This is a genomic window from Butyrivibrio sp. VCB2001 (assembly GCF_000423965.1).
Taxonomy (GTDB): domain Bacteria; phylum Bacillota; class Clostridia; order Lachnospirales; family Lachnospiraceae; genus Butyrivibrio.
This window is the reverse complement of record NZ_AUIZ01000006.1, coordinates 97,598-111,406: the sequence shown is the minus strand read 5'-3', so window position 1 is coordinate 111,406 and position 13,809 is coordinate 97,598. Positions and strand designations below refer to the sequence as shown.

Genomic DNA, 13,809 nt, shown 5'->3' with positions numbered 1-13,809 from the left:
ATTTAAGCCCTCGGACTTATGTCCGGGGGCTTTTAAAATGCATTTAAAGGCGATTTTAGACGTTTTTCTTAGTTTCCTGATCTTCCTCTTAGCTTTTCCTCTAATTCCTTGTGAGCGAGGTAAATATCGTTATTTTTGTCCATATCCTGCTGGATAAGGTTTCTGATGTACTTTGTTGCTGACATATTTGCAGCCTTAGCCATATGTTCAACATAGTCTCTGTAGCCTCTGATATCCAGAAGGAGGAACTTCTCTTTCTCGTATCTGCTGTTGCCCTTGGCAGAAGTCTCGGTTTTATCAACTTTTTCCGCTTTATTAATTCTCTCATTAATAACTTCGGGTTGTTCTTGAATTTCTTCAATAACAGGTGTTTGAACCTGTGGCTGCGGCATTACAGGGGCTTCTACTACCGGCTCCTCAACAGGCACTTCCGCCACCTTTACCTGAACAGATTCTTTCTTTGTTTCGTTGACTACTTTGGTCGGTTTTTCTTCTTTTACAATATCTTCTGTTATCTCAACAGCCTTGGAAGGCGCTTCTTCTTTGGCATCCAGCCTTGACATTCCTGCAAATAAACCCATACCAGTTTTATTGGCGCCCTGTTTTAACATGTTCGCTTTACTTGCCATCACTCATCCTCCCCCAAGAATTCATCAATGAAATCATCATAGTCTCTAGCTGCTGCTGAACCACCGGAATATTCGAATATATCCATCTTCATGGTCTGTGCCTCTTCAACAGATACATTTAATCTTATCTTAGACTTAAACACCTTAGTGCCAAGTAATTCCGCCTTCTCTTCAATATCATTGATCCAGATCTTTGAATTGGCTGTATTTCTTACCTTAGTAACGAGAATACCGTCAACTACCAGCTTATCATTAGTATAATCATGAATCTGATCTATAAATTTATACAGCCTTGATAATCCCTGAAGTGAGTATGCGCCTGGCTCCAACGGTATTATTACCTCATCTGCCACGGTCAGTATGTTCATAAGAACAACGCCAAGAGCCGGACTACAGTCAAATATGCAGAAATCATAGTCTTTCTTGAGCTTGCCGATTGCATTCTTGATCAGTCTCTCTCGTCCCAGGTCTCCAAAGGTCATATCTGCGGATGCAAGGTCGATTCCACCTACTATAAGGTCCAAATTGTCCCCTATTGGAATAATGGCGCGATTAATGTCCTTTTCCCCCTTCATGACCTCAAATAATTTAGCAGGGACGTTTTTGAAGAAATATTCCTGTTGTTCCGGTGTAAGTGCTTCAATATCCTCAGGATCGGGATCGATCTCATTTAAATTGATTCCTGCTGTCATAGACAGGTTTTCCTGAGGATCGGCATCTATTACAAGAACCTTGTATCCCCTGTTGGCCAATCCTACCGCAAGAGCGTAGCTTGATGTTGTCTTCGCAACTCCGCCCTTCTGATTACTAAATGCTACTATTCGCATGGCTCCTCCCAAACTTATATAACATATATCTGTTATAAATTTTATACATTCAATCCTTTCTTAATTATATATCTTGGTACATTTAAATTCAATAAGTAATATGATAAATATATTATATTTCACATCTATATGTTATATATATTATATGCTTTTTTAATAATTTCATTTTTTGCATTAATCTTATTTATATTATATTTGTTATATAGCATATTTAATAGTTCTATTGACATGTGTATGTTATATAACATATTTATTTCATAGATATTATAGAAGCTTATATCGTTCTTAACTTTTAAATTTCTATTATTGATGTTATATAACATATATCTTTTATATTGCATCACTTGATTCAATGTTTGCGATCCGGGTGATTAACTATTTCAAGGAATATTATCTTAGCTCAGGCATTGTTATATATCATATATAAATACTATCACATTATATTATTTAGTTTCTGATCATATCAGTTTTCTAATTTAGACATATCTGCTATTACAGGGAGTTTTATTATTAAATATGTTGCAATCCGGAAACATGCATGTTTACTGGCCTAATAGAATTAGTTCTCTTACATGATATATAACATATATATCTTATAATGGTAAAAATCGTGTTAATTCTATCTGTCCTGGTGGACCTTTAGCAGAACATAACGGTCACATCATTTAATTCTTGATTTATATTTGTTATATGTCTTATATACGCCTGGCAAATGCTTATCTTTACAATATTTATATGTTATATATCTTAAATGAATTATATTTCTTATGTATCGTAGTTATATTAATGTTATATATCATATTTATTTTATAATTCATATATTTCTTATATTATATATTTATTCTATATATTAAATGCATTCAATATATTCTATACATTATTGATGTTATAGTTTTTATTCATGTTATATATCTTATGTGATTATATAATATTTATATCTTGTATATTTACTATATCATATATCATTTATATTCTTTATATTTTCCATATTTTTCATATTTTAAATATATGTATTATATATTATATTAGTTTAATATTTTATATTTTACATTTATAATATATTACTTGAATATGTTAGATATTTATGATATTATATATTTGTAATATGTGTTCTTTATATTATATGTGTTATATTGTTTATTTAATTTATACTTTCTGTTGAGCTTTTACCTCCCTGGTAGCCGGATCTTTTAATTGATTTTTATCTGATTTACTTTGAAATTCATTCTTATTATTTCGCGGGCCGGTAAAGTTTATGAAATCCACTGCCAGGATATGTAAAATAGTTGAAAACATTAATTATCATCAATAAAAAGAGCGTTTTTAATCCTTTAACTCTATTTTAGATTTTCAGGACCTGTAGACGTAATAATTTACGTAGAATATGTTTGAAAAATCGATTAATAAATTATAAAGATTTTATAAACTTGCAATCGCGAAGGTGCAATTTTGTTCTAAAACATCAGATATCGTTTAAGATGCGCATTTTAAGGGGATTTAAGGTAATCAAAAATAGATCTGGATGTAAAATTCATCAAGTTGCAAGTTTTATTGCATAATGGTAGATGGAAGATTGGTTGAACGTTTTATATATCGCATGTTATACAATCATATTTTATCGGGTATATAATATATTATTAATTTTGATTTTAATATGTTACTTGATTAAGTTCGATAAACGAAATTTCAACATAGATGTTTGACTTGATTAGTCATTATTCATTTTTGCAGGATTTTTATATCTGTCATAATGTCTTCATAGAATATTATCAATGCATGTAGCATTATCAGATTGATAAAAGAGATAAACGTATGATATGTTTATGTATCGTACGTTATTTTTATTGTATAATTCTGCTGTATAATTCTTTATTTATTTTAATTATATTTTATTGAAATTGTTTCGTTTCAGTTGTTATTAAATTTAGAATTAAATTCAATAATTTCTGTTAATTTGTTATATTTTAGCATTTTGCAGCTTTTAATTCGTTTATGCTTCAATGAATTTTAATTATTCTTCTTATTCTTTTCTTATTGTTCGTTCCTTTATTTCTTTATTTCTTTTAGATTCTTGATTTAATTGTTCCTGGTTAAGATTCTACTCATTCCTTACCGGATCATCTCTATCTTCATTTTTCTTACATTCTTATATATCTCATTAAAATAGTCTTTTTATATTTACCTAAATTTATTTTAGTTCCGGATTTACATAATTTCTACTTACAAACTGTGTTGTTTATTTGTATTTATTAATACTTACACTTGTTATTAATTAAGAGTAGGGCAAAAGCCAGTAAAATTGCGGGTTTAAGAGCTTTAAGGTGAGTAAAAAGGGGATAAAAAGTAGGGGAAAAGGGGATGGATGGTGTACTAATAGGGCTTTTGCAGTGACTTTATTAGGGATGTAGGAAATAACTTTCAGGGGACTGTTTTAGGTATGTAAAGGTATAAAAAAGGGAATAAAGGTGACTGAAAAGGGAATGGAGTAAAATTTTTATTTATATCCGTAAAAGGGCGATAAATAGGGCGTTTCAGGCATGTTGACTTATGATTGGTGACCTAAAAGGGAATAGTGAGGTGACTAAAAAGGGAATGAATCTAAAAGGTGTTATTATGGCGAAAATAAGGATTTCTGATCTTGAGAGAATGCTTTTGGTAACATTCATTAGTTTAAAAAGAGATTTTAAAGGCAGCAAAACCAGGTATTTTATCTCACATTTCTAATATAGGTGCACAACAAGGGAATTAAAGGTGACTAAAAAGGGAACATGGAGTACAGCTATAGTAGCAAAAAAGCCAGTATTAATGGGCTTTCTGATAATCCGGGAGAATATGGGTATGTAAAAGGGCGTTAAAGGTGATTAAAAAGGGTATAATATTGACCGTATTAGTTTATCCAAAATGGTTAAAGGTACCAAAAAGGGAATGGCTATTTTTGAAAGGTGTACAAATAGGGAATAGCAGACGTTGACTGGAATAGCCAACAATTAATAGTGGTAAAATCGATAATTACCTACAAAATATTGTAAGAAAAAGCTTGTAAGTGACAAGAAAGGGAATATAATATAGATAAGGTTTATAAAAAGGGAATGTTATTTAAACACTGACAACCTAAAGGTGAAGAAAAAAGGAATAACTTATTATACCAATAGGTGAACAAAAAAGGAACCGGTTTAAGATGCAGAAAGAGAAGAGAGATCAGCTCATTGTAAATAAGAGCTATAAGAAATCCAATGAACTTATTAATGCCATGGGTAAGGGTACAGCTCTTAGCCAGAAGCTTTTTGCCATAGGAATGCAGCATATACATGTTGATGAGACCAACAATGTTGTTGCAACTATTTATGGTACGGACCTCAGGAAGATGTTCAAGTCCAGCTCAGGTTCTTTATATGAGCATATAGAGGCTCTCTGTGACAGACAGATCAAGGGAGCAACTATATTTGACTGGAATCTTCTCATGAAAGACAAGGAAAACGGTAAAATTGAGGCCCATCAGGTGGTAACCGATGCATCTTTTAAGAATGGAACGCTTACCCTTAGATATAATAACTCTCTGACAGATAAAATTGTCAATTTGCAGAAGGATTACACAGTCCTCAGCTTGGCAGAAACACTAAGCCTTAAGAGTGTATACTCGTTAAGGCTTTATGAGATGCTTAAATCTGCATACGACTATCAATCTGCAGTTACCAAGAAACAGGGAGATATGGTGTTTGAGTATCTTCTTCCCGAGCTCAAATTAGAGCTTGGTATCATCAATTCCGGCGGAAGTAAGGAAATCAAAGCTGAGCTTGAGAAGGATTCTCCTGATTATGACAGAATTGATGAACTGGCAGAGAAGACCGGTCAGAATAAATACAAGGAATTTAAGATCTTTAACAGAAATGTCCTATTAAAGGCGAAGGAAGAGCTTAATAACAAGACCAGCCTGGTTGTTGATTATGAGCCTATTAAGAGCGGGCGTAAGGCAGTTGGAATCAGGTTTTTTGTAACCAAGAAGGATCTTGAGGCGCCTAAGACTGTACAGATTGTGCAGGCTAACAGAGATGAGATATTAGATGAACTTATTGACCTTATGCATGATGACTTTAAGCTCAGGGAGATCAGAGAAATCGCTGAGGCGGCTGATTATGATATTTCCAAGATAAAAAAGGCTTACGAATACATGCAGAATTACGGAACAGATATTGATGTTCCTATAGCTTTTATCAAGGACTGCATTAAGAAGGGTTACTACAATACAGAATCTAAGTCAAAAGCTGCTAAGAACAACTCTTTCAATAACTTTTCACAGCGCACAGACTATGATTTTGAAGAGCTTGAGAGGAAACTTTTAGAGAATTAAATCGACATATATGTTATTTGTGTTATATAACATAGATAACTTCTTTTGACGGAGGAGCAGATGGAACAAATTGTCGCTAAACTGCTTATTTACGGGGATTTACCAAAGGATTCAATCCTCATTCAGCTTTCCGAGGTTTACAAAGATTATCACAGCGGAAGCTATTCTAATGCAGATCTTATTACACGCTGCTACAAGCAGGTTAAACGTCTTTTAGTCCTGGGAACGTCTTGTGCATTTGACAAGAATCTTTGGCACAATTACCTGACTTATCTCTTGATTATGGATGAGAATCCTTTCAGTCTTACCTGCGAGAAGGTAGGCAGTAAGGATGGCAGTGTCAATCACTTTGCAATAAACGATTTCCATGCGTTTAAAGAGCTTTTTGACTTCGATTTTTCAGAACTTGAAGAAGTTCTGGGGATTGACTGCTTTAGTTGCATAACAAACTATAAGGCAATTGATAAGCCGGAGCTTATGTATAATCAAAATGTCAGTGAGAAGGTCAGAACCTTAAGTGAAAGCCTTGAAAACGCTCAGTCTGACGACGAGTTCTTTGCTCTGGTAACATCATTTTACAAGAGAATCGGAGTCGGAGAATTTGGTCTTAATAAGGCATTCAGGCTCAGAGAGCTGCCTAACGGGAAAGTTGAATTTAACCCTATCAACAACATGGATAGCGTTGTTTTGGACGATCTTGTAGGGTACGAGATTCAGAAAGAGAAGCTTATTGCCAATACAAAGGCTTTTGTTGAGGGTAAAAAAGCCAATAATGTCCTGCTGTTTGGTGATAGCGGAACCGGTAAGTCCACCAGCATAAAGGCTATAGTCAATGAGTTTTATGCAGACGGACTGAGAATGATAGAAATCTATAAGTATCAGTTCAGGCTTCTTTCACAGCTTATTTCGCAGATCAAGAACAGGAACTACAAGTTCATAATTTACATGGATGACCTTTCTTTTGAAGAGGATGAATCCGATTATAAGTTCCTGAAGGCCGTAATTGAGGGTGGTGTTGAGACCAAACCTGACAATATCCTGATCTATGCAACCTCCAACAGACGTCATCTTATCAAGGAGACCTGGAAGGATAGAAGGGATATCGAGCAGGATGGCGATATTCACAGATCAGATACCATGGAGGAGAAACTCTCATTGGCTAACAGATTCGGCGTAACAATAGGATATTACAAGCCATCAAGGCAGGAATTCTATGATATCGTTAAGGTTTTGGCTGAGAGAAACGGTATTGTGATGGAGGAATCAGAACTAAGACTTGAGGCAGACAGATGGGAACTCAGTCATGGAGGCGTTTCCGGAAGAACTGCCCAGCAGTTTATAACACATCTACAGGGCAAATAATATATCATATACATGTTATATAACATAAATAAAATCCGCGGTGTAATAGCCGCGGATTTGCTGTATTTATATAATTACGGAGCCCATTTTAGATTGGGACAGTCTGTTGCACAGCCTGCCAGTGCGTTATTTCTTACCTCACAGGACGCATTTCGGCATTCACGACACTTGAAAGTGTAGTGGTATGAATATCTTATTTTGCAGGTTTTACAGCAAAATGGATTCATGCTGTTATGAGCTACAAAAGAACGACCGCATCCAACACAGGTTATAACCACATTGTGAGCCATATCACACCTCCTTTTTATATTATCGACAAAAAAGTAGTCATAATCAATTAAATTGTAATAAAATATAGTAAAACATGAGAAATTGAGCGGAGAAGTTTAGATGCATGAGATGAGTTATATCGCTAAAATGGTTTCTATGGCGGCTGAAGTTGCCATGGAAAATGAGGCGAAAAAGGTAAAGAGCATCGAAGTTTACATTGGAAAAACAAGTGGCGTAATGCCGTATTATATGCAAAAGTATTTCCCGGAAGCTTCCAAGGGAACAATAATTGAGGGAGCAGAGCTTATATGCGTTGAGGTTCCGGTGAAGGCTTTGTGTGAGGAGTGCAACAACGAATATTTTCCGTCAAGAGAAAACGGATACCTCTGTCCTGTCTGTGGAGGCAGAAAAGCCCACATAATTGAGGGAAAAGGGGTTGTGCTGAATAATGTTGTGATTGAGGAGTAATAGAAAGGAAACCTGCTATGAAAACACTGTATCTGGAATGCAAAATGGGTATTGCCGGTGACATGATGGCTTCTTCGTTACTTGGACTGTTTGAAGATAAAAACAGCGTTATAGAGGCCTTAAATGCGATAAATATACCCAATGTGGTATATAAACTCGACCAGATCAAAAAATGCGGCATTTTGGGCGATCATATTACGGTTTTGATAGATGGAATTGAAGAAGGTGACGAGCATGACCATGATCATCATCACAGCACTCTTGATGACATAGAAGAAATTATAGAAGGACTTAACATTTCAAAGGAAATCAAGAGTGACGTAAGGGAAGTGTACCAGATCCTTGCACAGGCAGAGAGCAGGGTTCATGGAGAGCCGGTTTCTCAGATCCATTTCCACGAAGTCGGTAAGATGGATGCCATAGCTGATATAACTGCTGTATGTTATCTGCTTCACGAGCTTGATCCTGATAAAATAATCGTTTCACCAATAAATGTCGGAAATGGCACGGTTAAATGCGCGCATGGAATTCTTCCTGTTCCTGCGCCTGCGACAGCTCTTTTGCTGGAAGGTATACCAACATATTCTCCGGAGAAGACTGTAGGTGAGCTCTGTACTCCCACAGGTGCTGCTCTGGTCAAGTATTTTGCCTTTGATTTTGGCGCGCAGCCGGTGATGACGGTAGATGCTATCGGTTATGGCATGGGTAAAAAAGATTTCGACCAGGCCAACTGCGTAAGAGCGATGATCGGTGATTCATCAGAAGAGGCCGAGAGGATAATTGAGCTCGCCTGCAACATCGATGATATGACCGGAGAGGAGCTTGGTTTTGCAACAGAGATGCTCTTTGAGAGAGGAGCACTCGACGTTTTTACAATATCAGTTGATATGAAAAAGAACCGCCCGGGATTCCTTTTGACAGTCCTTTGCAACGAGGATGACAAGGAGAGACTCCTTAGTGTGATGTTCAAATATACCACTACTCTTGGTGTTCGTGAGCATACGTACAACAGATACACCATGCTCAGAGAGATCAAGAAGATTGACACGCCTTACGGTGAAGTCAGGGTGAAGAGATCTTACGGACACGGAATTAAGCGTGAAAAATATGAATACGAAGACCTGGCAGGCATTGCAAGACGAACAGGTAAATCTTTAATAGAGTTGAAAAACGAACTGGTGGAAAATGAGCGAAATAATTAATCTTAAGGATTTAAACTGCGAAGATGTCGCAATCTACAATTCTTTAAACGAGAATCAATTAAAGAAAATATATGAACCGAACTTAGGGCTTTTCATTGCGGAAAGCCCTAAAGTTATTGTACGGGCTTTGGACGCCGGATTTGAGCCGGTTTCTGCACTTGTGGAGGATAAGCTGCTTACCGGAGAGATGGAGGAGATTCTGCCAAGGCTTGGAGATATTCCAATTTACACATCAACAGAGGATATTTTATCCCGGATAACCGGATTTAAACTCACAAGAGGTGCACTTTGCGCCATGAGGAGAAAAGAGCTTTTGTCACCGGAGGATATAGTAAAGAATGCGCGCAGAATAGTCATTTTAGAGGATGTGGAAAATCCAACCAATGTCGGTGCAATATTCCGCTCTGCAGCTGCCCTTAACATTGATGCAGTGATACTTACCGGTGGATGCAGTGATCCCCTTTACAGAAGGGCAATAAGAGTCAGCATGGGCAACGTTTTCCAGGTTCCATGGACTTTTATAGGTGATGAGTGGTATGAAGAAGGAATCAGTGTGCTCCATAAGCTTGGCTTTAGATCAGCTGCTCTGGCTCTGGTTGATAACAGCGTAAGCATAAATGACAAGAACCTGGCAAAAGAAGAAAAACTTGCAATAATAATGGGCACAGAGGGAGAAGGCCTCAGGAAAAAGACCATTAATGACAGCGACTATGTTGTTAAGATCCCGATGTCTAACGGAGTAGACTCCCTTAACGTAGCAGCAGCAAGCGCCGTCACATTCTGGGAGCTTGCTGCAAAAAAGAGCTGAATTATTCGTTCATAAGATCGGAAATTGCTTTCTGTGAGTTTTTGATTGTATCATCGACGGATTGGCTGCCTTCTATGCACTTTACCAGCTCTTCTCCGAATACGGTCTCAATTTGTGACCATTTAGTGGTTCTTGGACGGACTCTGGAGTTGTTGGTTCCGCTGTATAGCTGCTGGAAGTATGGATATTTGGCAATTATTGAATCGTCTTTAAATACACTCTTCCTTGTGGGAACTCCGCCGTATTCCAGAGCTTCTCTTTGAACATCTGCGCTGGTTAAATAGATTGAGAGTTTAAGTGCCAGCTGGGGATCTTTGGAATTTGTTGTGATTCCAAGGAGCCAGTTACCGATTTCTCCTGTGGCAAAAGTTTCGGATATACTGTAATATTTGCCGGGAATCTGAGCTATGGAAGCTGTGGCTCCGCTTCCGGTTATAAACCAGGAAGGCCATCCAAGTGCCATCGCTGCTTCGCCGTCATTTATGGCTTTTATAAGTCCGTCTTTATCGTAATTATCACCGGTACTGTACAATTTGCAGTAGAATTCAAGAGCTTCACGGCTTTTTCTCGAATCCAGAATGACTTTGTTGTTCTCGTCAAAAAGATCTCCGCCAAAGGCCCAAAGTATGGGTAGAAAATCAGAAACAATAGGGTTACCTGCCTGTCCTCTTATGGCGTAGCCTTTTTTCCCTGATGCCTGTACTTCTTCACAGGCTGTCAGAATATCACTCCATGTATTTAGAGATCCGGAATCGGTAATTAAGTCGGGATTATAAAATATGAGCTGAACGTTACCCGAGAAGGGCAGAGCATAAGTGGCGCCCAGTGGATAAGGGTCTTTTCCCAGAAGTCTTGATTTGTCGACAAAGTCCTCGTCATCGGCGTATCCGAGCTGAGTGAGGTTTTGAAGTACGTTTTTCTCTATGTATTCAGGCATTAGTGGATCGTCTATCATTATGATGTCATATTTGCCCTCAGGGTTTGATATGTCTTCGATCACATTTTTTCGTATGTCATCTGCACTTAAGGGAATGACCTCAACGGTGCAGTTATTCTCTTGTTCAAACTTTCCCTTTACAGCATTTATTACATCTGCATGAGATCCGTCTCTGGCTGCGATAGTTAAGGTTTTTGTGCTTTCAGAAGAACCCTGAGACTGAACGGATTCCTTGGAAGATGCGCATCCCACAGCAAGGAAACACACGCATGCAGCCATTATGAATGATAGAAAAGTCCTACTTTTGTGCATAGCAAACCTCCGTAACAATACAATACTATCATAATAAGTTTGTTTGTTTATTAAAAATAGATAATAATATGATTAACTTTATAGTATAATTAAAATGGCACAGAATATATAGCATAATTAAAAAGAGGTGAGCATATGCCTGAAACTAACAGCGAAGGAAAAATTGGCTATTCAACAGATACTGAATTCACTGCTAACGACATATTATACATGTTAAGGGACCTTCCCGATGCATGTTGCATCTTCAAAGTTCTGACGGATCCCTTCGGAACCGTAAAAGATATGCTCTTTTTATATGCGAATGAGAAATATGCGCAGCTGGTGGGACGTCCCATTGCTGAGCTTATAGGAAGTACCTATTACCAGACCGTGTCGAATCAGGATGAGGACTGGATCAAATTCAGTTATCAGGCAGCGGTTCTAAGGCAGTCTTCCATTAACAGGACCTACAACAGCCAGTTCAACAAGTGGTTTGAATTCTGGGTTGTTCCCGTATATCAGAAGGGGTTCTGTGCTTTTATTATTCATGATGTAACAGCGGATAAGCGAAATGAGGAAACTCAGACTTTTAATACCAATACCAATAACCTTGTGATCGAGTGCGCCAAGGCTATCGCGACACCTGATTTTAACAAGGGAATTAAAAGAGTTCTGCGCCGTATAGGTCAGACCATGGAAGCAGATCGCGTTTACGTGATGAGAATTGAGCCTGAGACCCAGAAGATAAAAGAGCTTCATGAATGGGTGAGCAAATCCTGCTCTACAGAGCTTCCTTCCAAAAAGATGTTTGAAAAGACCGATATGATCAATATATGGCTAAGGGATCTAGAGGGCGGTAATGTTCTGCATATGACCGATGTTACTGTGATACAGGATTCAAGTCCGGAGCTGTACAACGAGTTTCTGGCGGGAAAAATCTCCAGATTCCTGGTGACAACCCTTAAGGATAAAGACGGACTCATAGGCTTTCTTGTTGTAGATAATCATTCACTTGAGATCCAGGTCAATGTGGTTGAAATGATGGAGACGGTTTCTGCGTTTATCGCAGGCCAGATAAGAAACAATGATCTGACAAAAGAGCTGATGTTCCTGGGTGGACATGATGCCCTTACGGGACTCGGAAACAGATATGCGCTTAATCAGTCTCTGACGTCGCTTTCAGAAATGTCTGTACCTGTTGGTATATGCTACACAGATATCAATGGCCTTAAGGCTATAAACGACGATAAGGGACATCAGGAAGGTGATAAGCTGATAAAAGATACAGCTGAACTGGTAGGATCGGTGTTTAAGAAAAAATATTGCTACAGGATCGGCGGAGATGAATTTGTAGCAGTAATTCCCGATATAGAGGAAGAAAAGTTCAGCGAACTGGTAGATAAACTCAAGGGCAAAACCAGGAAGGTTTCAATCGCTATAGGCCATAAGTGGTCACGAACCTCCAAAGATGTAAACAAAGTCATGAAAAGCGCTGACGAGAATATGTACAAAGACAAGTCAATGTTCTATAAGAGCCATGAACGTCGTCACGCAAATAATACTTAAACAAAAAAGAGTAGTCACATGTGACTACTCTTTTAACGTCTCAGTAAACTTTTTTATGCAAGTGCTGCAGTAATGATAGACATTGAGTAAACCTCAATAGCGTTGCAGCCTCTTGAAAGATCGTTGATAGGTGCGTTAAGACCAAGAAGAATAGGGCCGTATGCTTCGAAGTTACCCATTCTCTGAGCGATCTTGTAACCAAGGTTTCCTGCGTTGATGTCAGGGAAAATGAAGGTGTTTGCATGTCCTGCAACAGGTGAACCGGGAGCTTTCTGCTTAGCTACACGAGGTGAAACTGCTGCGTCGAACTGAAGCTCACCGTCGATAGGAATATCAGGATACTTCTCCTGAGCCTTCTTGGTTGCGTTCTGCATCTTGGTTACTGTGTCATCCTTAGCTGATCCCTTTGTTGAGAATGAAAGGAAAGCAACCTTAGGATCTACGCCGAAACGCTTTGCACAGTTAACTGTCTCTCCACAGATCTCAACAAGCTCATCCTCGTTAGGATTGATGTTGATTCCGCAGTCTGCCATTGCGATAACTTCGTTGTCACCTGTAGCAGATGGACGAACAAGAATGAAGCATGAAGAAACGATGGTGTTCTCAGGCTTTGTCTTGATGATCTGGAGAGCAGGACGAACTGTATCAGCTGTTGAGTATGTTGCTCCGCCGAGAAGACAGTCGCCAAGACCCATCTTAACGAGCATTGTTCCGAAGTAGTTGGTCTGCTTAAGAATAGGGATTGCCTTCTCAGGTGTCATGCCCTTGCTCTTTCTGAGCTCGCAGAAAGCATCAACCATCTCGTCGAACTTATCATAGTTCTCGGGATCGATAATCTGAGCGCCGCGGATGTTGTAACCTGCCTCTTCAGCTGACTTATTGATCTCGTCTACATTTCCGAGAAGAATAGGCTTGATGAAGTTTCCTGCAAGAAGTCTTGAAGCAGCCTCAAGAATACGTGGATCTGAACCCTCAGGGAATACGATTGTCTTAGGGTCCTGTTTGAGTTTTTGGATCATATCACCAAATCCGTACATTTATTTTTCCTCCTTAAAAAACAACGGTTTTTCACTTTTGTAAGCGCATACATTTTTTATGCGA

At 38.2% G+C, this 13,809-nt stretch carries 10 protein-coding genes; 6 read left to right on the top strand and 4 right to left on the bottom strand.

Annotated elements, in window-relative coordinates; all coding sequences use genetic code 11:
* Positions 1-68 precede the first annotated feature (68 nt).
* Complete coding sequence (locus G589_RS19340; protein WP_035775703.1) at positions 69-629, bottom strand: hypothetical protein; 561 nt, start codon at positions 627-629, stop codon at positions 69-71.
* On the bottom strand, positions 629-1,456 hold the full coding sequence (locus G589_RS0108470) for a ParA family protein (RefSeq protein ID WP_022767680.1): 828 nt from the start codon (positions 1,454-1,456) through the stop codon (positions 629-631). The genes G589_RS19340 and G589_RS0108470 overlap by 1 nt, the downstream gene beginning before the upstream one ends.
* Positions 1,457-4,634: 3,178 nt before the next feature.
* Between G589_RS0108470 and G589_RS0108460 the strand changes: the two genes are divergently transcribed.
* The 5 genes from G589_RS0108460 to G589_RS0108440 all read left to right on the top strand — a co-directional run bounded on the left by G589_RS0108460 (position 4,635) and on the right by G589_RS0108440 (position 9,914).
* The gene (locus tag G589_RS0108460) at positions 4,635-5,804 is read left to right on the top strand and encodes a replication initiation protein (RefSeq protein WP_026521811.1); all 1,170 of its coding nucleotides are present in this window, start codon (positions 4,635-4,637) and stop codon (positions 5,802-5,804) included.
* Positions 5,805-5,864: 60 nt separating this feature from the next.
* Entirely contained in the window at positions 5,865-7,166 is a 1,302-nt protein-coding gene (locus G589_RS0108455; protein ID WP_026521810.1) for an ATP-binding protein, read from the top strand.
* 390 nt (positions 7,167-7,556) lie between these two features.
* The gene (locus G589_RS0108450) at positions 7,557-7,904 is read left to right on the top strand and encodes a hydrogenase maturation nickel metallochaperone HypA/HybF (protein ID WP_022767683.1); all 348 of its coding nucleotides are present in this window, start codon (positions 7,557-7,559) and stop codon (positions 7,902-7,904) included.
* 17 nt (positions 7,905-7,921) lie between these two features.
* Positions 7,922-9,106, top strand: coding sequence for a nickel pincer cofactor biosynthesis protein LarC (gene larC / locus G589_RS0108445; protein WP_026521809.1), 1,185 nt, complete (start codon positions 7,922-7,924; stop codon positions 9,104-9,106).
* A complete protein-coding gene (locus G589_RS0108440) occupies positions 9,090-9,914 on the top strand; it encodes a TrmH family RNA methyltransferase (RefSeq protein ID WP_026521808.1) in 825 nt (274 codons plus the stop codon). The genes larC and G589_RS0108440 overlap by 17 nt, the downstream gene beginning before the upstream one ends.
* A gap of 1 nt (position 9,915) precedes the next feature.
* Here G589_RS0108440 and G589_RS0108435 read toward each other — a convergent pair whose 3' ends face one another.
* Positions 9,916-11,163, bottom strand: coding sequence for an extracellular solute-binding protein (locus tag G589_RS0108435; RefSeq protein WP_026521807.1), 1,248 nt, complete (start codon positions 11,161-11,163; stop codon positions 9,916-9,918).
* A gap of 135 nt (positions 11,164-11,298) precedes the next feature.
* Here G589_RS0108435 and G589_RS0108430 point away from each other — a divergent pair, with 135 nt between their 5' ends.
* A complete protein-coding gene (locus tag G589_RS0108430; protein WP_026521806.1) occupies positions 11,299-12,708 on the top strand; it encodes a sensor domain-containing diguanylate cyclase in 1,410 nt (469 codons plus the stop codon).
* Between the two features lie 53 nt (positions 12,709-12,761).
* Here G589_RS0108430 and pta read toward each other — a convergent pair whose 3' ends face one another.
* Positions 12,762-13,745 carry a phosphate acetyltransferase gene (pta, locus tag G589_RS0108425; RefSeq protein WP_026521805.1) on the bottom strand — a complete coding sequence of 328 codons (984 nt, stop codon included), beginning with the start codon at positions 13,743-13,745 and terminating at the stop codon, positions 12,762-12,764.
* Positions 13,746-13,809: the final 64 nt, after the last annotated feature.